The sequence below is a fragment of the Flavobacterium bizetiae genome, assembly GCF_902804475.1.
In the GTDB taxonomy this organism is placed as follows: Bacteria; Bacteroidota; Bacteroidia; order Flavobacteriales; family Flavobacteriaceae; genus Flavobacterium; species Flavobacterium bizetiae.
In genome coordinates this window covers 76115-99017 of record NZ_CADCSU010000065.1, presented here as the reverse complement: position 1 = coordinate 99017, position 22903 = coordinate 76115, and the positions used below count along the sequence as shown (strand labels likewise).

The following is a 22903-nucleotide window of genomic DNA, read 5'->3' as shown; positions in this document are numbered from 1 at the left end:
GTTAATAAACTTGCTTTTAATTCATTAGTAAGAATGAGAAAATCATAGGTATAAGAAGTTGGGTGTAACTATTAAGGATCATTACACCCAACTGTATTTTAGTTATTGCTTAATTAATTTTTTAGACCAGCTTTTTTGATCTGATTTAAAGTTCAGAATGTAAATTCCTTTTCTAAGTCTGCTTACATCGATAACATCTTCTTTTGCATCAGCATTTAGTTTTTTCTCTAGTAACAATGTTCCTGAGTCATCATAAATCGTTACAACTTTGTTGTCTAATTTTTCAGGTATTGCCAACTGAACATAACTGCTAACCGGATTAGGATATACCGCAAATGCAGTCGCTGTTGCATCAGCTTCTTCGGTTGCAACCGCAGCTTTTTTGGCTGTAGAAGCAGATCCGTAAGCTTCGATTTCGAATAAAGAATAACCGTATGGAGCCAAAGCTTTCGCCGTACATAAAACTCTAATATACCTTCCGGTTCCGCTTACAGTCAAATCATCGGTTCCGCCATCGCTTGCCGTTTGTGTGTTTACCGTTTCGTTTTCTGTGAAAACATTATCAGTCGAAATTTGTACTTTATATTGAGTTGCAAAAGCGGCTTCCCATTTTAAAACCACACGATTGATGTTGTAATTGCTTCCTAAATCAACATAAATCCATTCGCTTGCATTGACAAAACTACTCGCCCATCTTGTTCCTGCGTCTCCGTCTGTAGCTTTCACCGAAGAATAAGTGGCATTTTCTTCTGAAGAAGCTAAAGTTGTTTTGGCTAAAGCCAAATTGACATTGTTCGTTGGTGGCGTAATATTGCGAACAATAACATCGCTGAAAACTCCGGTTGCCAAAGTTCCGTTTGCGTGAGAAGTTACCGCCATTCCCACATATATAGTATTGGCCATAGCAATCGTTTTTGGCGTACCCAATTGTGTCCAGGTTGAACCATTATCTGATGTATAAGATGTAAATACATTTCCTGCTCTTGTTACACGAAGCCATTTTGGAGTCGTTCCGGCAGCTACCTGAGCCGTTGTAATTCCTGAAACAGCATCTCTCGATAAAAATTCTACTCCCGCAGCAGCAGTAATATCAGTCATAACATGTTTAGAAGTTGGCGTAAGCGTTTCGCGGAACATTACTCCGGCTTTTGCATATGTATTGGTATTGGTTAATGAATTTACTTTGGCAATAATTTCAGCATCGCCAGTAATTGATTGATTCACAAACTGAAATTGATCGCTTGATTCCCAAATATCAGTTCCAGATCCTTTTATTGTAAAAGTTCCGCTGGCATGAGTCGCTTCTCCCGCTGGAGTTACAGCTCCTAAATCTGAACTAATCCAAGGCGCTGGTAAAGTTGCCGGAGGATTTTCTGTGCCTACTAAATTTACCGCTCTGATATTATCAAAATAATAGGTGTTTCCTGAGTTTGTTCCCGGTTCAAACAAGAACACAAAACGATTCACCTCACTATCTAATGTAGATGCATCCGGAGCGCTCGCATAAGTAAAAGTAATAGTATGCCAGGTATTCGTTTGTTTTACAACACCTTGATAAATACTATGTCTGCCTACAGGATAATTTGAAGGAATAGAAGCACTACTTTCTGCCTGCCACGAAATTACAGATCCTACTGGCGCAGAAGTATACACATCCATAGCAAATTTCTTTGTTCCGCCTTTAAAATCTCCAATATTATTCAAAGTCGTATTGAATGAAAAGTTATCATACAACTCCGTCGCTTTTCTCACATATTTTCCAACATTTGTAGATGTATTGATTCCGCTTGCACTAGGATTTGGCGTGTTTGCCGTATAGGTTCCAATGGCATCTCTAAACGTGATATTATGTACCGTTTGGTAATCTTCGTAAACTACTCCTGGCGTGAAAGTATCCGGCAGTTTAGTCGAAGCAATTCTGATATTATCAAAATAATACGTATCGTTTGTAAATGATCCTGAATTGGCCAATATCACCATTTGGTTTACCGCCAGATTGGATGTTCCCGGATCCGGACTTGAATTGTAATAAAAAGTCAGCGTTTCCCATTGATTCTGTTTCGTCGTGATCGCTACATAATTACTGTTTCTTCCTGTTGGGAAATTGGCCGGAAGCGACGTTGCACTATTCTCTAAATTCAGACTTACCACCGTACCAATTGGTGCCGTCGTATAAACATCGATCATGATTTTATTGGTCTGATTTTTTAATAAACCTGCATCTTCAATATTGCCCTGAGTATTAAAGAAAAGCACATCATATTGTTCTGTAATATTTCGAACATATTTCGCCACATTCGCAGACGAGTTAACCGCATTGGCTCCCGGATTTGCCACAACAGAATATACTCCGGTTGTCGTTCCTTTAATTATCTTATTGATACCATCATAGTTCTGAAGAACATCTGTAGCAATAATTGGTTTTTCTGGCGCAGCTCTTGTAAGTAAATTATCAAAATAATAAGTTGTACCCGTATTCGAATTAGATTCAAAAAGGAATACTACATTATTGATCGATAAAGCGCTTGTATTGGCATCGATTACTTTTTCGAATTCAAATTCAATTGTTTCCCATTTGTTCTGAACCGTAGTTGTGGCTTTGTAACCACTATGTCTTCCTGAAGGAAAATTAGTCGCTGTGGTGACTAAACTATTTTCGAGTTGCATCGAAATTTTTGTACCAACAGGCGCCGAAGTATAAATATCAAAAGAAAGCTTTTTTCTGCCATACACATAATCGTTCGCATTGCTGATTGTTACATTTTTGATATTTAAAACATCGTATAATTCAGAAGCGTTACGAACATATTTCCCCACCAAAGCCGAAGTATTGATTCCTGTCGCCGATGGATTTGCAACAGCTTCTGTCAAAACTCCTGTTTTAAGTCCGTAAACAACATTTCGATTCGATTGAAAATCTTCATAGATTCTTTCTACCGGTAAAGGCACTTCGGTAATTACCGCCAGTTTATAGGTATTACCCGCACATCCTGAAACTGTAGTCGCTACAGAAACGTCTCCGCCTGTAGTTCCCCAATTTACAGTAATTGTATTGGTTCCTTGTCCTGAAGTAATAGATGCTCCTGCCGGAACTGTCCAGTTATAAGTCGCTCCCGGAATAGCATTGATCGAATACGTTTTACCCGTTTCGTTATGATACACTTTTGCATCGCCCAAAACGCCATACGTAAAACTACCGCTGTAAACGCGAACGTAATCTACCTGAAGTTTTGCCGGAAAGTCAGCCGGAATTGGTTCTACACCTGCCCCGTTTACACTTGTATAAGGTGTTCCGCCGCTACCAACGGCCAGATTTAAAATAATATAAAACTGTTGATCGTTAAAAGGCCATCCGCCATTTACAGTTGTATTGGGCGTAGCAGTATGAAATAAAGTATCATCTATAAACCATTTGATAATGTTTGGTCCCCATTCTACCGCATAAACGTGAAAATCTGAAGACAAATCAGTTGGAGAACTATAACTTCTTCCCGTATAATGATAACCGCCCGCATCATAATGAAGCGTACCATCTACAGATTTTGGGTTTCTGTGTTTGGCTTCCATGATATCAATTTCGCCCGTAAAAGGCCAGTTTGAGGTTCCTGCCGGCAACATCCAGAAAGCAGGCCACGCGCCCATTCCGTTAGATAATTTCATACGGGCTTCGACTCTTCCGTATTTTAAAGCATATTTACCTTCTGTAGTAAGTTTGGCAGAAGAATACGGCTGTGAAGGAAATGCTGCATTGGGTTCGTATTTTGCCTGAATATTCAAATAACTGTTCGTTCCTTCTTTTACAATTGTTGCCTGATTGGGATCGTAACGTTGCGCTTCGGCATTTCCGAAACCACAAAGTGACGGACAACCGTTTCCGGAAATACTTTGCCATTTGGTCGCGTCTACGGTTGTACCGTTAAACTCATCTGACCAAATTAAAGTGTTGCATTGTGAGTGAACTTTTAAGAGTGGAGATAATGCCAGAACGAATAGCATTATACACCTTTTTAATACATTGTAATTGCTTTTCGGTGGTCGGCCGAAAAAAGAGTCTTTTTGTTTCATTTGTTTTTAGGTTATTTGTTAGTAAAGATTATTAGCGCAATAAACACCTACTTTGTAAAAAATAGATTGTTATTTTAATAATACAAGGGCAATATTAACAAATAAATCAGGCAAGCCTTACATTTTTGAATACGGTTTGACTACGGTACTCGTAAAAAAATGTAATAATTAGCGTTCAAAAAGCGTAAAACTACCTAGGACTTTACTGATTATAAAAAAATGAGTTACAAAAGTCCCAGCGGGACGATATATTTATAGAAGTTTAAATATTCACGTTTCAAATAGCCCTATCGGGATGACATATTTATCGATTTTAATATATCGCTCCGCTGGAGCTTTAATCAGAGGAACGTATATATAATCTATACATATTACACTCCTCTGGAGCTATTTTATATACTGTCAGGTACAAAATATTCTTATGAAAACGAATGTCCTAGCCCCGATAGTAGTGGAAATCCTTTTGTGCTGGGGTTCAGCACAAAAGATTGAAACGGATTGCTTCGCCAGTTCGCTCTTTCAGGCTCGGGTGCGGGATTAGCTCCTTAAAAATCTGCTCAATTTACCACCCTATCAATAGCGAGAAGGCGAAGAAAATCTGCAGTAAAATTCAAAATAACTTAAAAATTCAAAATAAACTCCGTAATATTTGCCTCCGAAGAAAGCTGCATTTTTTTACGAATACGGTATCGCGTATCTTCAACTCCTCTTACAGAAATCCCTAAAAGTGGTGCAATTTCTTTAGTATTAAAATTCATTCGCAAATAAGCACACAATCGCATATCGCGTGGAGTGAGTTCCGGGAAACTGCTTTTAAGACGTTGCATGAAATTATCATGAAGCTGATTAAAAATCTCTTCGAACTCGTTCCAGTGTTGATCGGCTTGTAATTCGTGGTCGATGATGCGGTTAATTTTTTTGAGTAAACCAAAGTTGGTATCAAAATCATTCTTTTTATCAATCTGACCAATGAGCTCTTTTATTGAAAGTAAAATTTCGTTTAAATGAATAAGGTTCACCGTATTCGAAGCTACTTTGGCATTTTTAAGGTTAATCGTTGTTTCGAGATTTTCCTTCATAATCGCCATATTTTCTTGTTCTAAAGCCAGTTTTTGTTCGTTTAATTCGGCACGATTGCGCAACAATTCTTTTTCCTGATTCAATATCAATTGTTCCCGATCGCGTTCGGCAAGATTTTTTTGGTATTTAATAATGGCATAAATCAAAACACCAAACAATGCCAAATACAAAATATAAGCCCAGGTCGTTCTGTACCAAGGCGGTAAAACTTCAAATTTAAAAACCGCTTCTTCGCTAACGACATCATAAATATTTTTTGCCCTTACGTGAAAAATATATTCGTTTTCGGGTAAGTTGGTATATTCTTTTTCAGTCTGAAGCGTATACTCAGACCATTTGGGCTCAAAACCTTCCAGCCAATATTCGTATTTTGTAGCATCGGCCTCATCGTAGCAAAGTGACGCAAACGAAAAATGCAAAGCGTTATTAGAATACGGCAAAACCGCTGAAAATGTATTGCTTGCTGATTCCGTTTTCGTGGGAAGCACATCGTATCTGCTCGAAAACAACAAACTATCTTTAGGAAAAATACATTTTACCTCTGAGATAACGGCCTTATACTTCGATTGATATTTCTTGCTTTTGGTTGTATTATAATGAATTAATCCTTCTTGAGTTCCAAAAAATACATCTCCGTCTAAAGTTGTTTGAATATTCTCGAAACCCGGAATATACAAATACCTCAGTTTTCTAAAAGGCAATTCTTCTACCGTAAAAGTTCCTTTTGTTTTCTGAGTCATTTTTCCGGTATTCTCTCCGGAAATGTACCAGATATCATTTTGATGATCTGCTTTAAGCAAACGAATATGGCTATTTAAACCCAGATATTTCTTAAAGATATTATCCGGAATCATTTTCTTCGAATGAGCATCTTGTTTGTAAACGCCTTTTGTGGTACCAAAAAGAATCTGATCATTTACTTTGAAAGTATTGAGAAACAAACTCGACGGAAAACCATTTTTTTGATTGTAAAACTGAAGATCTGCAACCGCATCGAATGTTGTATTGAGTTTAATTTTAAAGATTCCTTTGTAACCATGTGCAATCCATATATTCCCTGTCTTATCTGTTTCCATTACCCTGCTGCTCTCTTCAAATCCTTTTATTTTATGCTGATACGCCCACGAATTGTTTATTTTCTTTAATAAATACAAACCATTATATCCGCCTACAAGCAATAGATCGGGATGATTCGGAACGAGAATTCCCTGCCACGCGCCATCTGTTTTGGCTAATAGTTGAGCCGAATTATTTTTTATTTCGAAAACTCCGTTTTTTTCAAAAGCCAAAAGTGAATTGCCAAAAATTCCCAGATTCCAGACATTTTCAGACATTCCGGTGATGTGCTGAAAGTGAATATTTTCATGCTGACCATTTTTGTAAGCTTGCCAATCGAGCCAGAAAACGCCATTATCTGTTGCGATATACAATTTATTTTGATAAATCTGACTGCTATATATTTTGGTTTCAGCATTTGATGCGTCTAATATTTTCGATAAAGGCGACGAAATCTGAATCATAGAGATTCCGTTTTTTAAAGCTACCCATAAATTACCTTGATTATCCAATTTAAGATTGGTAACATATTCGTTTTGCAATCCCATTTGTTTATTGATATGCTGAACTAAATTTCCAACACCATCAATCACGATCAATCCGCCCTGACGTGTCCCAATTCCGAAATATCCATCAGAAAGTGCAATACCTGTCGTAATCTGACTTTGTTTTAATAAAGCGTCTACTTTTGTCACATAAGGTTTGAGCTGACCGTTTTTATAACTAAAAAGTCCGCTTTTTTGAGTGAGAATTATTAAACCTGCAGGAGTTTCGAAGATTTTCCTGATCCTCATTCCAACGAATTGAATGCTATTAGGGATTTCTTTTAAAACATCATTCTCTAATTTTAATAATCCTCTCTCATTGTCTGCAACATAGATTTCTTTATTGACTTCGAAAAAATCATCAAAATTAGCTTTCGATCGTACTACCTTGATTTTATTATTCTTATAAATAAAAATTGCTTCATTCGATAGGAAAACAACTTCATCATTCCGAATAACGGTATGTAAAACATCACCAAAATTTCTATCTGCAACAGGAATTAATTTTACCAGAGAAGTGTATTTATATTGTCCATTTGGTAACTGAACCGCAAAACCAAAATCGCCCTGAGCACCCACATATATTTTATCGTTCTTGTCAATCGCCAGCGAACGAACCATGCTTTTGTTTTCCGGTTGTGTAACAATATTCCACCTCACGCCATCAAATTGCATAATGCCAAAATGATTCGCAAAAAACATCATGCCTTTAGAGTCTTGCAGAACATCCCAATTTTCAGATGCTGCTTTATAAGTTTTAGGGTTGTAATTGGTAATAAAAGGAACTCCAATTTTCTTGATTTGGGCATTAACAATTGGGTACAAAAGGGATATCGATAGAACTAAAATTCTAATTGTAATTTTTGTCATTTGTTTCTGTCTGTAGGTTAGTTCGTAGTTTTTAAGAACTACAATCTTAAAAATCCCCCTTTGGGAAAAGACATTTTTAAGAGCAGAAAAACGGTTTAAGAAGTGATTTTAAAATTATAATTTGACAATTAAAAGCACTAAAAAAAATGAATCTCTATAATCAAATATATAAAATTTTATTTTAATGTAACAAATTACATTTAAATTAGAGAATGTGGTAATTGGAAAAATGAAGAATTAGATAATGAGAAAATGTAACAATTAGATGTGTTTAGAAATGCGAAAACTTTGTCAAAGTTTAGAACTTTAACAAAGCTTATGTGCTTTCTACTGGCGTAAATCTGAAACCTGAAAATTCAAACTTTTTAATCTAAAAAGCAATAATTTTGTGCTTTACGATTTTGAAATAATCACCTTAAAATTTGTTTATTTGCATTCCATAAAAAACAGATATGAAAAAAATCCTTTGTTTACTGAGTGCTACTTTACTATTGTTTACTTCTTGTTCTAACGATGACAATCAATCATCAAATTCAGAAGAATCTCTTTTTGTTAAAGAAATCCTAATTGATTATAATGGCAAAACGAATGCTCAAAAAATCTCTTATGATGGTAACAAAATTAAAAGCATCACTTTTCAAAACGGAGAAAAAACGACTTACACTTATAGCGATAATCTAATTACAAGGATTGCAAATTTAGATACAAACGGAAATCCTGTTTCAGCCATGGAATACAAATATGTAAATGGTAAGATTTATTCTTATTTAAATATTAGCTATAATTCTTCTATTCCTGAATATAAAAACCTGACAAAGTATATTTATAATCAAGACGGCACTGTTTCGTATCAAGTATATAAAGTCAATTTTATAAATGGCGCTGAACAGGAAAAAGATGCTGTTTCAGGCAAATTTTATTTTAAAGATGGGAATATTTCTAAAGAGGAATATTTTTCAGATAATGTATTAGAAATTACAACATCGTACGAATACGATACTAAAAATAATAATTTCAAAAATATATTAAGTTACAATTTATTATTAAATCTAATGCCTTCTGTTAATAATAGTATTAAAGCGACTACAACTCCTAAAAACGGCGTTATAGGCACAGTAAATAATATATACGAATACAACTCAAAAGGTTATCCTACAACAAAAATGGTAGATGTTGTAAATGGTAAACCTTTCTCTACAGTACGATATAATTATTAAGAAACTACATAATACAGTAAGACTTCCTTATTAAGGAAGTCTTACTGTATTAAGCTCAGAGATGAAGTTTCTTGCTTAGTTCCTCATAAGAATAAAAAAGCTCCGCTCCTTCTTTCTCTAAATCTTCATTATTATAACCATTGGCAAAACCGTAAACTTTAAATCCGCCTTTTATACCTGAAATTACCCCGGCTTTACTGTCTTCGATTACGATACAATCTTTTACTTCAAATCCCATTTCTTTTGCAGCGTGCAGGAAAATTTCGGGATCTGGTTTCCAGCTATTAATTTGGTAGGAACTGAATATTTTATTTTCGAATTTATCTAATAAACCTGCCACTTCAAGATTCAGTCTAATTTTATCGACAGGGCCACTTGATGCCACGCAATAAGGAATTTTTAAACTTTCGATAAAAGCTAAAACGCCTTCCATTGACTTAACTTGTGTTTTGAAAGCTTCAAAACTTTTCTGGCGATAATCTGCTTCAAAAGTATCGGGAAGTTTTTTTCCTATAGCATTCTCGATATACAGAAAACACTCTTTTAATTTACGACCGTTAAAATCGCGATACGCCTCTTCTAGTTTCATTTTAAAACCATACTCAGCGGCCATTTCAAGCATGATTCCGTTACCAATTTTTTCAGTATCTACAAGAACTCCATCACAATCGAAAATAATACACTTAACTTCCATAATCTTTATTTACATTTTTAATTATTCGGCTTGACCGAAATTGTAAATTACAAAATTATTCCCGAAAGCAAGGTAAATTTTAGAGCGAAGAAGATATTTTTGAAATGATCTGAACAATAAAATCAGCCTGTGCAGGATTTATTTTTTTGAGAGCGTGTTCTGTTTGAAACCATTCTGCCCGATCAACTTCAGGAAAGGATTGTAGTTTTCCGGATTTTGGAGGCCATTCCATTTCAAAATCGTTACTTTTTACCAGCGTAACATCAAGATCAAATTCTACAGCCCAAGCAAAAATAGTTTTACCGGATTTGAGTTTTACCGATTCTAATGCAATAAAATCACCTTCTACCTCAAAACCTGTTTCTTCCTCAAATTCGCGTTTTGCAGCATCAAGCGGATCTTCTTCTCTTGTAAATTCTCCTTTTGGAATCGACCAGCTTTCTAAATCCTTATTCTTCCAGAATGGACCACCGGGATGAACCAATAAAAAGAATATGGTTTTATCGACGAATTTATAGAGTAATATGCCAGCGCTTTGTTTCATAGGGATTTTGAATTTTATAGTTAAAGATAGTGTTTTAATTCGGTCACTTTGCTTTGCTTTTTTTTTATTAAACACATAGAAACATAGTTTTTATTTTCGTTAAAAAGTATGTGCTTAAAATAACTCCAACCAATAGATCACATTAATTCCTAAATTATTCGCATAAACCGTGTTCTGTACATTTTTACCCCAATTCTGTATTTTTAATCAATGATCTATTCGTAATTTTATAATTCTTTAAAAATGTCACTTTACAAAAATTAAAAAATAACCACTTTGAAAAAGCCTCTTTTATTTCTCGCGGTTCTGGCTAGCAGTTTTGCCGGTCATTCTCAAAACAAAATTATTACTGTAAGCAATTCTCTGCCTATAGATCGGGAATTTGAAACGATCGAATTGACTAAAAAATCTCTCGGATTACCCACTTCTGTTAAACTGGAAAATTATGCTGTAAAAGAAGTTGGCTCAAATACTTTTTTAGAAAGCCAAGGTGTAGACAACGATGGCGACGGAACTGTTGATGTATTGTTATTTCAGCCAAAAATAAATGCATCTTCATCTAAAGATTTTGAGGTTTTGGTTGCCGAAAATCCTACTGCATCAAAAACAATTAGTTGCTATTCGAGATTTGTTCCCGAACGTACGGATGATTATGCCTGGGAAAACAACAAAGTAGCTTTTAGAACCTACGGCCCTGTAGCACAAAAAATGGTAGAAGATAAAATTGCTGGCGGAACTTTAACCAGCGGAATTGATGCCTGGCTAAAAAGAGTCGATTACCCGATTATCAATAAATGGTACGAAAAAGCCACTAACGGAACGGGAACGTATCATAAAGATACTGGCGAAGGTTTGGATAATTTTCATGTAGGAGACAGTCGTGGTGTGGGCGGAATTGCCGTGAAAGTCGATGATAAATATTATTTTTCTAAGAATTTCACTACCTGGAAAACCATTACAACCGGACCTATCAGAACAAGTTTTATTCTAACTTACGCCGATTGGGATGCAAAAGGAAACAAAATAACAGAGTCGAAATTGATAAGTCTTGATTACGGAAGTTATCTTTCTCGTTTTGAAATCAATATTACCAGAACAAAATCTATTGCGGCCGGATTAACGCTTCATGACAAAAAAGGAACGATTGGAACCAATATAAAAGAAGGCTGGTTAAGCCATTGGGAACCAATCGACGATTCTGAAATTGGAACCGGAATCGTGGCTCCAAAAAATACTTTAACGAGCTTTGACAATCATATTACAGAAGATAAAGACTTAAGCAATCTTTACGGAAATATCGAAGTAAAAAACAATAAAGCCATTTATTATGTTGGTTTTGGATGGAAAAAAGGAAGTCCGTTTCAGAATCAAAAACAATGGGAAACGTATTTGAGTTCGTTTGCTAAAAAGATTAATAATCCTTTGATGGTGAAGGTGAAGAAATAGTGTTTTTTTTGCCCACGGATTTGACAGGTTTAAACGGATTGTCGCGGGTTTTATATTTTTTATTATTCGCTATGTTGTCATCAAGGATGACAAGATTAGGTGCAAATCTAAACGAATAAACCCGACAGGTTTTAAAACCTGTCGGGTTTGTTTTTAGCGAAAAATTTATCAGGATGACAACATAGCGAATAATAAAAAACCAGTGAAAGCCAGTTTAAACCCGCCAAACCAGTGGGCCAAACTTCTACCCTTTCCTCGCCGGAAAATAATTCTCTTTTAAAATAATTTCCAACGGTATATAATGTGTGTTGACTACCGTTTCCTGCAACACTAATTTTTTATACAAATGATTTATTCCCATATATCCCTGCTCTTCGGGTCTTTGGTTGATTAGAAAATCGATTACGCCTTTGTTTAAGTATTCAATATTTTCTTTTAATAAATCGTAACCAATAATCCTTACGCCTTTTATGTTGTTTTGTTCCAAAAAACGGGCGACAATATACGCTCTTGAATTGGGAACAAAAACGCTGTTGATTCCGGCGAACATTTCTAAGTTTAGTTGATCGATTCCGGAATCTTTAATCGTGATTTCAGAAAATTTGAAGTTAGTTAGTTCTTCATGATCTTTAAAGAAGGAATAAAAACCATCGATGCGCTGCAAATAAACTGAAGTACTTTCTATCTCTCTGGTAATTTTAAAAATCAGGATTTGTCTTTCGTTCTTAACGGCAAAACTTATTAATCGTCCGGCAAGATATCCACTCTGAAAAGCATCTTGCCCAACATAAGCATGTTCATCATTATTAGAAATATTTGAATCAATCATGACTACCGGAATATCTTTCTTTTCATATTCTGCTAAAAATCGAACGGATTCCTGATAAAAAATCGGCGCAAACAATAGTCCGTCGCAATCAAATTCTAAGACTTTTTTTACAGCTTCTTTAAACGAAACTACATTAAAATCATAAAAGAAATAATCCAAAACAATTCCGAATTTACTAAACTCTATAGCTGCTTTTTCGATTCCGATAATTTGGCTTTTCCAGTATTCGAGATTTTCATATTGAGGTAAAAATACTGCAAAATGAAACTTTTTATTCAACGCCAGATTACTTGCCAGAATGTTTCGTTTGTAGCCATATTGTTCAATAATAGCATTTACTTTATCGACATTTTCCTGAGCAACCTGCCCACGATTATGGATAATTCTATCAACAGTTCCCGGGGAAACGTTGGCTAATTCTGCAATTTTTTTTATCGTTATGATATTGATGAGTTTTAAGTTAAATGATGCTATACATCACTCGAAATTATTATTTTTTTATTAAATATAAGTTGTTTTACTTAACTTTTTATATACATTTGTAAAAAACCGTGTGCGTACACGCAAATATACACATGTGTTTGAAAAAACATAATATTAAATCAAATTATTTACAACGATTTAAGAATTTAAAGGATTTAAGGCAATTTTAAAATAAAGGAACTGACATAAAATCAAATACTGACATATGTAAGTTTACTGACTATATACCAGTACAATATCATAATTTATATAAATCAATACTTTATACCATAAATATTAAATCGCACCTATTTACATTAAATTAGAAAACATAAAAACCAAATAAAATGATTGTAGATTCATTACAAAACGCTGCAAAATATTTCAGCCTTCATCCTAAATTTAAAGAAGCTTTTGAATATGTAAATCAAAACGATATCAGCCAGCTTGAAGAAGGTGCTTTTGAAATTGCCGAAGGACTAAAAGTAATTGTAATTGTTGGTGAAGGTGCCACAAAAGAAGAAAGTATAAAAGGTTTTGAATGTCACGATCAAAACATCGATATTCAGATTTCGATAAAAGGTCCGGAAACTTTTGCCTGGAAACCAAGAGAAAAATGTGTGAGTCCAAACGGGGATTACAGCGACGAAAGAGATGTTCGTTTTTTTCACGACCAACCGGATATGTTTTTTGAATTGCAGGAAAAACAGTTTGCGATTTTATTCCCTACAGATGTTCACGCTGCGATGATTGGCGAAGGAACGCTTAAAAAAATAGTTATTAAAGTTAGAGTTTAAATTTAAAACTGATGAGCACAATTCAAAATACAATTGATGTTATTGCAGAACAAGGTATTCTTCCGCTGTATTTTATCACAGACGAAAATATTAGTATCGAGATTCTAAGAACACTTTACAAGGCTGGAATCAGAGCGGTTGAGTATACGAACAGAGGTCCTGAAGCGTTATCGAACTTTAAAAAAATGGTGGCTGTTCGAAATGCCGAATTACCTGAAATGTTATTGGGTATTGGAACGATTAAAAATCTGGAACACGCCAAAGCATTTAACGACGCTCAGGCAGACTTTTTTATTAGTCCGGGTTTTGTTCCTGAAGTGGCCGATTTCTTAAAAGAAAAAGAAGTTTTGTATGCTCCGGGCTGTATGACGCCAACAGAAATTATAGCAGCCGAAAATGCCGGAATAAAACTCGTGAAATTGTTTCCGGGAAATATATTGGGTACAGAATTTTTAAGCAGCATAAAAGATGTTTTTCCATCGTTGGTTTTCATGACAACGGGCGGAGTCGAAACTACACATGCCAGTATTGAGAGTTGGTTTTCTGCCGGCGCTTCTGCGGTTGGATTAGGAAGTAAACTCATCAGTAAAAAGCGTATGGAAGAACAAGATTATCCGGTAATCGAAAGTGAAACCAGAAAAGCACTCGAAATCATTCATACGATAAGAAAACAATAAATTATTCTTGCCACAGATTAAAAGATTAGAAAGGATTTTTTAAAATAATCTGTGTTAATCTTTTATCCCGATAGCTATCGGGAGTGACAAAAAAAAGACACAACAAATTATAAAACATAAAATGGATTCAATATTTAACCTAAAAGGAAAAATTGCATTAATAACTGGCGGCGCTGGTGTATTAGGAAGCAACTTTGCAAATGTTCTTGCTAAACAAGGTGTTATCGTGGGAATCGTTTCTCAATCGATTGAAAAGGCCAATAAAACGGTAGAAGCAATAGAAAGCAATGGCGGAAAAGCTTTTGCGGTTCAGGCCAATGTTTTAAACAAAGAAGAATTAGAGAAAACGAGAGATATTATCGTAGAAAAATACGGTCGTCTTGATATTTTAATTAATGCTGCGGGCGGAAATATGCCCGGAGCCACAATAAGCCCGGATCAGGCAATTTTTGATATGAAGGTAGACGAATTGCAAAAGGTAGTTGATCTTAATATTATTGGTACGATGTTGCCATCGCAAGTGTTTTCGGAGCTTTTTGCGAAACAAAAACAAGGCATTATCATCAATATATCATCGGCATCGGCGCAAAGGCCTTTAACGAGAGTTGTGGGGTATTCGGCTTCAAAAGCGGCAATTGATAATTTCACGCAATGGATGTCGGTTGAACTGGCTTCAAAATATGGCGAAGGAATTCGTGTGAATGCAATTTCACCGGGATTTTTTATTGGCGAACAAAACCGCGCTTTATTATTGACTCCGGAAGGAAAACTGACTCCACGAGGCGAAAAAATTATCGAACATACGCCAATGGGAAGATTTGGAACTCCGGAAGATATTGATGGTGCGCTTTTATTTTTGTGCAGCGACATGTCAAAATTTGTAACGGGAACGGTCTTAAAAGTAGACGGAGGTTTCGCTGCGACAAGTATTTAATTTTTATGCCAATTATACTGTAAGAAGTTTTACCGCAAAGAACGCAAAGGTTTTACGCAAAGTTCGCAATTTTTTTGAGACCGTTTTACTTTGAGATCGCAAAGGGATTGTGAAAAATTAAAAACCTCATTGACAGAACAATAAAAGAAAAAAAAAAAAAAGTTACGAATGTCCTAGCCCCGATAGAAGTGGAAATCCTTTTGTGCCGGGGTTCGGCACAAAAGATTGGAACGGATAGCGGGATTAGCTCCTGAAAATTATAAAAATAATATCCTCAAAGTTTAAGGCTTTCGAGGCAAAAAAACAAACCAAAAATGGAACAAACGTTAAGATGGTTCGGGCCAAACGATCCCGTTTCTCTGCAAGATATTAAACAAACCGGAGCTACCGGAATTGTAACGGCATTACACCATATCCCGAATGGACAAGTTTGGGATATTGAAGAAATTATTAAAAGAAAGGTTGAAATTGAGCATGAAAACGGCGATCCTAAAAAAGGGGCTTCGGGATTGACATGGTCGGTTGTAGAGAGTATTCCGGTTCATGAAGACATTAAAAAACAAACGGGAAATTATCTTCAATACATTGAAAATTATAAGGAAAGCATTCGGAATCTGGCGTTATGCGGGATCAAATGTATTTGCTATAATTTCATGCCGGTTTTAGATTGGTCTAGAACGGATCTGGCTTATGAAACTGCCGACGGATCGAAAGCTTTACGTTTTGATATTAATGCTTTTGCGGCTTTTGAATTGTATATTTTGAAAAGACCGGGAGCAGAAAACGAATATTCGGCAGAACAAATCGGGAAGGCAAAAAGCTATTTTGAGGCCATGACAGATGCTGATAAAGTAAAATTACAGCAAAATATTCTGGCGGGACTTCCGGGTGCTGAAGAAGCGTATTCTGTAGAGGATTTCCTGATTACTTTAAGCGGTTATAACCATATTGACAGAGCGGCTTTGAAGAAAAATTTATTCTTCTTTTTACAGGAAATTATTCCGGTTGCCGAAAGTAAAGGTGTTTTGATGGCGATTCATCCTGACGATCCGCCCTACCCGATTTTAGGATTACCACGAGTGGTGAGTACCGAGGAGGATTTGATTGAATTGATGGCTTGCGCCGAATCAAAATCGAACGGGTTTACGATGTGTACGGGTTCGTACGGCGTGAGAGCTGATAATGATTTACCGGGAATGGTGAGACGTCACGGCGATAAGATGAATTTTATTCACTTAAGAAGCACGGAAAGAGACGCCGAAGGAAGCTTTTATGAAGCGAATCATCTTGAGGGCGATGTAGACATGTACGAAGTGGTAAGAGCGATTATCGAAGTCGAAAAAAGAAATAACAGTCAATTGCCAATGCGTCCGGATCACGGGCACCAAATGTTGGACGATTTGAATAAAAAAACCAATCCTGGATATTCTGCGATTGGGCGTTTGAGAGGACTGGCTGAATTGAGAGGCCTAGAAATGGGGATTAAGAAGTCACTTTAAAAAGTTTGTGCCGCGAGTTGCTAAGGCGTGAAGATTTAAACGCAATCTTGTCATCCTGACGAAGGAAGGATCACACTAGAAATTCAGCATAGTAATTCTCCAATCTTTGTCGAGTTACGTGTGTGATCCTTCCTTCGTCAGGAGGACAAAAATGAGGATAGCCTTCGTGGCAAAAAAACTAACTAACCAAATAACCACAACCATGAATACCCAAACCCTCCTTATCTACTGCAGTGTTTTTGTCAGCAGTATTGTTATGGCGCAGCAAACGCCTAAAATACTAAGTTATTCAAAAGCCAATTATCTGCCTGATTTTAGTTATGCAGGTTATCATTTTGGAGAGAAAAAACTGCCGGAAGTTCAGGGAACAATCATCAATGCGACTGATTATGGTGTAAAAGCAAATGATGGTCTTGATGATTCGAAAGCTTTACTAAAGGCCGTAAAAGCTGCCAATGCAGTCGAAGGCAACGTGATCTTGCAATTGCCTGCGGGACGCATTATTCTGAGCGAAATTGTCTATATCGAAAGAAGCAATTTTGTACTTCGAGGCTCGGGTTCTGGTGATAACGGAACCGAAATTTATTGCCCAAGACCTATGATGTATCTTAAAGATTCTGAGTCTTTGGCTGAACTTCGTGAATACCTGACTACATTGGACAAAAGACAGCGCGAACCTGAAAACAATGTCGATTTGCCTTTCTCGCAATATGCCTGGTCAGGCGGATTTATCTGGACGCAAGTTCCGGGTGAACGTGTAAAATCGTATTTAGATAAATATGAGCCAACGCCAAATCCGTTAGCGAAAGTGAGTTCTGGAAATATGGGCGAACATACCATTTCAGTTTCGGAAGTTAAAGGATTGAAAGTTGGCGATATCGTCGAATTGCAATTGTTTAATAAGGATGGTGAAAACGGCGAAATCATAAAAGATTTGTACAAAGGTGCGAATGTAAAGCCGGGTTCTCATCACTGGAAATTCCCTAAACTTCCAATCGTACGACAACAAGTTGAAATTACTAAAATTTCAGGTTCAAAAATTACGATTAAAACGCCTTTGACGATTGCTATAAAACCAAGTTATCAGGCGCAATTGGTAGAATGGAAACATCTTGACGAAGTAGGAATTGAACATTTAAGTTTTACTTTTCCTGATATTCCAAGAGTGGCACACCACATAGAACCCGGAAATAACGGAATTTTTCTAACCCGTCTTTTTAATAGTTGGGTAAAAGATATTAAAATCACTAATGCCGATAGCGGTATTTTAGGCGAAGAAATCTCAAATGTTACCGTTCAGGATATTGTAACCGATGGCCCTCATTTGTCGCATTATACGGTAACTTTGGGCGGTGTACATAATGTATTAGTTAAGAATCTAAAAATCTATAATAAGGCGGTACATCCTTTAAGTTTCAATACTTTTTCGACTAAAAACGTGTATCAGGATTGTGAGATTTTTGCCGATGCTCTTTTAGATCAGCATTCAGGGGCAAATCATCAAAACTTATTTGATCGTATTACGGTACATATTACAGCTGATAAAAATAATAGTTATCTGTTATTTGGCGGTGGTGGCGCTGATTACTGGAAACCTTCTCACGGACCTTTCAGCACGTTTTGGAATCTGAATGTTTTGGTTTCAAACCCAAATGACAAACCGGTTTTATTATACGGCATGAAAGACGGGCCTTTTGCCAGAATTATTGGTGTGAATGGAAACACCAAATTCGAAGTAAAATATGAACCTGACGCTTATATTGAGTTTCTAAATACAGCGATGGATAAAGTTCCTTCCTTGTATGATTATCAATTGCAAAAACGCTTAAAATAGTTTTTTTGCCACAGATTAAAAGGATTAAAAAGATTTTTTCGCCACGAATTCACGAATTATTTTTAATTAATTATGCGCAATCATTCGTGAATTCGTGGCTATTTTTTTAAACTTATTTAGTTAATCATTTTAATCTGTGGCAAAACAGAATTCTTTACTAAAATTTCAATGCCATGAAGTATAAAATAGCTCTTCTTGCAATTCTTTTTATCTCAGGAAATATATTTTCCCAAAATAAATACCGCCTTAAAAATATCTCAACCACTGACGGACTTTCGCAGAACTCTGTTATTGCCATACATCAGGATAAATTTGGACAAATGTGGTTTGGTACGCGCGACGGACTTAATAAATACGACGGTAGCCGTTTCACTATTTACAGAAACGATGTGACCAACAAAACTTCTATCAGTAACGACATTTTATCTATTGAAGAAGATGAGTCCGGAAAATTATGGATTGGAACTTATAACGGACTGAATTGTTATGATCCGGTTACCAATACTTTCAATCGATATTTGCATGATAAAATCAATCATACTATAAATAGTAATACTATTTGGTGCATCAGGCAAATTGGAGATGAAATGTGGTTTGGAACTTCAAAAGGCTTAACTGTTTATAATAAAAAAACAAAACAGTTTGCTTCTGCTTATCACTCTTCTCAGGACAATGCAACGCTTCCTAGTAATAATATTATTAGCATTTTAAAAACCAAAAAAGGTCAGATCTGGATTGGAACAACAAAAGGATTATGCCTCTTAACGAGCAGAAAAAACGGAAAATTTACTTTTAAAAATTATCCGATAAACAATACTGATTTGCTCAATGTATCAGCAGTAGTTGAAGACCGTTTTAACAATATCTGGATTGGAACAAAAAACAAAGGGCTTTTAAAATTTGATCCATCAAAAAATAACTTTGTTTCGTTTTTACCTAACGAAAAATCTAAGGAAATTAACAATGAAATCCGTGCTTTGGCTATTGATCGTAAAGGCTCAATCTGGATTGGTGCTTATGACGGAATTTATGTTTTAGGAGAAGACAAGAGTATTCAAAAGATAAATAATAACAATAGTAATAATTCTCATAGCAGCGGAATCGAAAAGGTAAAATCGATTTTTGTCGACAAAAAAGGTTCTGTTTGGGTGGGCTGTTATTACAAAGGCGTAAATATGTGGGATATTTCTAATGCGAATTTCTTCAATTACGATCAGAATTCGAAAAAGATTCCGATGAGTTATGATGTCGTGAGTGCAATTGTGACCGACAAAAAGCAGAATATTTATTTTGGTACAGAAGGTGGCGGTGTTACTGTTTATAATAAAAATACAGAAGCTACGAGTTACATCAGCAACAAAACGGGACAAACGCCCATAAATGATATTAAATCGATGTGGTATGCAGAGAACAATATTTTATGGATGGGAACTTTTTCTAAAGGAATTTCGGCTTATAATACACTCACTAAGAATTTTGAAAACGATCGGATTTCTCCTCAATTAAAAGATTCGTTAAAAGATGTTGGGGTTTATTCTATCAAAACAGAAGGGAATGATGTATTGTGGATGGGTACTTTTAGCAAAGGATTAATTCGTTATAATACTGTTTCTAAAGCTTTTCAATTTATTAGAAATGAAAATACCAAACCAAATTATCTGAGCAATAATTATGTTCGAACGGTTTTAGTCGACAAACAAAAAAGACTTTGGGTGGGAACACTAAGCGGACTGAATCTTATTAGTCTTCAAAATTTTCAATCGAATAAATACGCTGTTAAACACTTTTTTTATGATGATGTTACTTTATCCGGAGATGATATTTTGACCTTATTTCAGGACTCGCAAAATAAAATCTGGGTAGGAACAAAAGCAAAAGGATTGCATTATTTTGACGGAAAGAAATTCAACAGAATTAACCTAAAAATTAGAAATACGGTTATTACAGCCATCCACTCCATTCTTGAAGATGATAATAAAAATTTATGGATTAGTACCAATCAGGGAATTATAAAATACAATACGATCCTAAAAACAGCCATCAATTATGATCAAAAAGATGGTATTGTAAATAATGAATTTAATGATAATGCGGCTTTAAAACTGGATGCTAATAGATTTTATTTTGGAAGCCCTTCTGGCGCAACTTATTTTGATACGAGAAAAATCTTCATCAATAAAGATGCTCCGCAGGTTTTGATTACTGATTTAAAAATCAAAAATGAAACTACAAACCCAAATGATTCATTAGGTATTTTAGAAAAAGGTATTGGTTATACCAAAACCATTACTTTGGATTATGACAAGGCTAATTTCTCGATTAATTTTGCGATTCCTAATTATATCAGATCCAAAAAAAATCAATACAGCTACCGTTTAACCGGACTGGAAAACAACTGGACGCTTACCAAAAATACGGAGGCTATGTTTGCAATTCAGAACCCGGGAACTTATACTTTTGAAGTTCGTGGTGCCAATAATGACGGCGTTTGGAACAAAGTTCCCACAACCTTAACGGTGATTGTAAAACCTGCTCCGTGGCGCAGTATTTGGGCGTTTTTATTGTACGGAATCATAATTGGTTTGGGATTATACGGTTTAATCTGGATCATGAAATCGAAAGCCAGACTGAAACAAAAACTGGAATTAGAGTATCTGGAAACCAAACGTATTGAAGAAAACAATATTGCAAAACTGGATTTCTTTACCAATATCTCACACGAATTCAGAACGCCGTTAACGCTTATATTAGGGCCTTTACAGCAAATTCTGGCTAATTATAATGGTACCAACGAAATGTATAAAAAGTTATTGGTCATTGAAGGAAGTGCCAATCATCTTTTGAGTTTAATTAATCGTCTGATGGATTTTAGAAAATTAGAAAATCATCAGGTAACGCTGGAATCTGCTGAAGGAAATATTGTAAAGTTCACCAAAGAAATCTTTTTGTCTTTTATCGAATATGCCAAAGATGGCGGTTATACGTATACTTTTGAATCCTCTGAAGAGGAAATTCTGGTCTATTTTGATCGTTATAAACTCGAGCGTGTTTTTTATAATTTAATTTCGAATGCTTTTAGATATACTCCAAAAGGCGGAACTATTCATTTGAAAATTTCGCACGATAATGAAAATCTTTTTATCGCTGTAGAAGATTCCGGAGTTGGAATTGCGCCACAGCATATCGATAAAATTTTTGATTTATTTTTTGAAGTTCCGATGCACAACAACGTTCAGAAAAATTATAATAAAGGAACCGGAATTGGACTTTCGATTGTAAAAAACATCGTAAAACTGCACAAAGGAGATATTGAAGTAACGAATAAAGAAACTCAGGGTGTGGTTTTTAAAGTAACGCTTCCGCTAGGCAGAACGCATCTTTTAGACAATGAAATTATTACCGATTTTAAAATCAGCGATGATATCGATCAATATGCGGCTCAATTAGAAAAAACTGAAATAGCAGAACCTGAAGATATTGATGATTTTGTAGTAAACGACGAAAAACAAACGATCCTGATTGTCGAAGATCACAAGGTTTTACGTTCGTTCATGAAAAATCTGCTCAAAGAAGATTATAATATTATTGAAGCCGAAAACGGAAAAGTTGCTTTTGAAAAAGCGCTTCAGCACGTTCCTAATTTAATTATAAGCGATGTAATTATGCCTGAAATGGTAGGAACGGAACTTTGTTCTAAAATCAAAGAAAATCTAAAAACCAGTCATATTCCGGTTATTCTTTTAACCTCGAGAACATCATTGGTATATAAATTTGAAGGTTTAGAAAGTGGCGCGGATGATTATATTAGTAAACCATTCAATTTAATTGAATTTAAACTTCGCGTTAAAAACTTACTGAATTCGACAGAACGTTTAAAAAACAAATTCTCAAGCGAGGATAATTTTATTCCGTCAGAAATAACCGTTTCTTCTTTAGATGAAGATCTATTGAAAAAAGCTTTTAAAATTGTCGAAGAAAACATTTCGAACGAGCAATTCGATATTCCGTTTTTCTGTACAGAACTGGGTGTAAGCCGTACAATGTTATTCTTAAAAATAAAAGCCTGGACGAATTTTACACCAAACGAATTCATTCATGAAATCAGGTTAAAACGTGCCGCTCAATTATTAGAACAAAACAAATTAAACGTTTCAGAAATCAGTTATAAAGTAGGTTTCAATAATCCGAAATACTTTAGTAAATGCTTTCAAAAAAAGTACGGAGAAACGCCGTCTCAATATTCAGATAAATTCTATAAATCTGCTGTTGAAGTGTAAAATCCTAGTGTTTTTAAGACTTAAAAAAGGGTATCTGTATTTTTAGATACCCTTTTTTGTATTTCTATATCGTTTGC

The 22903-nt window shown here is 35.4% G+C and carries 13 protein-coding genes; 8 read left to right on the top strand and 5 right to left on the bottom strand.

Annotated elements, in window-relative coordinates; genetic code table 11:
• Nucleotides 1–102 precede the first annotated feature (102 nt).
• Nucleotides 103–3996: a family 16 glycosylhydrolase gene (locus FLACOL7796_RS07135; protein ID WP_232067312.1), complete on the bottom strand. Its 3894-nt coding sequence runs from the start codon at nucleotides 3994–3996 to the stop codon at nucleotides 103–105.
• A gap of 689 nt (nucleotides 3997–4685) precedes the next feature.
• A complete protein-coding gene (locus FLACOL7796_RS07130) occupies nucleotides 4686–7616 on the bottom strand; it encodes a triple tyrosine motif-containing protein (RefSeq protein WP_173970121.1) in 2931 nt (976 codons plus the stop codon).
• A gap of 452 nt (nucleotides 7617–8068) precedes the next feature.
• Between FLACOL7796_RS07130 and FLACOL7796_RS07125 the strand changes: the two genes are divergently transcribed.
• Complete coding sequence (locus tag FLACOL7796_RS07125) at nucleotides 8069–8833, top strand: hypothetical protein (protein ID WP_173970120.1); 765 nt, start codon at nucleotides 8069–8071, stop codon at nucleotides 8831–8833.
• A 55-nt stretch (nucleotides 8834–8888) separates the two neighbouring features.
• Here FLACOL7796_RS07125 and FLACOL7796_RS07120 read toward each other — a convergent pair whose 3' ends face one another.
• A complete protein-coding gene (locus FLACOL7796_RS07120) occupies nucleotides 8889–9527 on the bottom strand; it encodes an HAD family hydrolase (RefSeq protein ID WP_173970119.1) in 639 nt (212 codons plus the stop codon).
• Nucleotides 9528–9606: 79 nt separating this feature from the next.
• Nucleotides 9607–10071 carry an NUDIX domain-containing protein gene (locus FLACOL7796_RS07115; protein WP_173970118.1) on the bottom strand — a complete coding sequence of 155 codons (465 nt, stop codon included), beginning with the start codon at nucleotides 10069–10071 and terminating at the stop codon, nucleotides 9607–9609.
• Nucleotides 10072–10347: 276 nt separating this feature from the next.
• Here FLACOL7796_RS07115 and FLACOL7796_RS07110 point away from each other — a divergent pair, with 276 nt between their 5' ends.
• Nucleotides 10348–11517, top strand: coding sequence for a DUF4861 family protein (locus tag FLACOL7796_RS07110; protein ID WP_173970117.1), 1170 nt, complete (start codon nucleotides 10348–10350; stop codon nucleotides 11515–11517).
• Nucleotides 11518–11761: 244 nt separating this feature from the next.
• Here FLACOL7796_RS07110 and FLACOL7796_RS07105 read toward each other — a convergent pair whose 3' ends face one another.
• Nucleotides 11762–12772, bottom strand: coding sequence for a LacI family DNA-binding transcriptional regulator (locus FLACOL7796_RS07105; protein WP_173970181.1), 1011 nt, complete (start codon nucleotides 12770–12772; stop codon nucleotides 11762–11764).
• A gap of 383 nt (nucleotides 12773–13155) precedes the next feature.
• Here FLACOL7796_RS07105 and FLACOL7796_RS07100 point away from each other — a divergent pair, with 383 nt between their 5' ends.
• The 6 genes from FLACOL7796_RS07100 to FLACOL7796_RS07075 all read left to right on the top strand — a co-directional run bounded on the left by FLACOL7796_RS07100 (nucleotide 13156) and on the right by FLACOL7796_RS07075 (nucleotide 22826).
• Nucleotides 13156–13605: a YhcH/YjgK/YiaL family protein gene (locus FLACOL7796_RS07100; protein WP_173970116.1), complete on the top strand. Its 450-nt coding sequence runs from the start codon at nucleotides 13156–13158 to the stop codon at nucleotides 13603–13605.
• A gap of 11 nt (nucleotides 13606–13616) precedes the next feature.
• Nucleotides 13617–14282 carry a bifunctional 4-hydroxy-2-oxoglutarate aldolase/2-dehydro-3-deoxy-phosphogluconate aldolase gene (locus FLACOL7796_RS07095; RefSeq protein ID WP_173970115.1) on the top strand — a complete coding sequence of 222 codons (666 nt, stop codon included), beginning with the start codon at nucleotides 13617–13619 and terminating at the stop codon, nucleotides 14280–14282.
• A 121-nt stretch (nucleotides 14283–14403) separates the two neighbouring features.
• Nucleotides 14404–15216, top strand: coding sequence for an SDR family oxidoreductase (locus FLACOL7796_RS07090; RefSeq protein WP_173970114.1), 813 nt, complete (start codon nucleotides 14404–14406; stop codon nucleotides 15214–15216).
• 314 nt (nucleotides 15217–15530) lie between these two features.
• Complete coding sequence (gene uxuA, locus FLACOL7796_RS07085) at nucleotides 15531–16715, top strand: mannonate dehydratase (protein ID WP_173970113.1); 1185 nt, start codon at nucleotides 15531–15533, stop codon at nucleotides 16713–16715.
• Nucleotides 16716–16917: 202 nt separating this feature from the next.
• Complete coding sequence (locus tag FLACOL7796_RS07080; protein WP_173970112.1) at nucleotides 16918–18549, top strand: hypothetical protein; 1632 nt, start codon at nucleotides 16918–16920, stop codon at nucleotides 18547–18549.
• Between the two features lie 173 nt (nucleotides 18550–18722).
• A complete protein-coding gene (locus tag FLACOL7796_RS07075) occupies nucleotides 18723–22826 on the top strand; it encodes a two-component regulator propeller domain-containing protein (protein ID WP_173970111.1) in 4104 nt (1367 codons plus the stop codon).
• Nucleotides 22827–22903 lie beyond the last annotated feature (77 nt).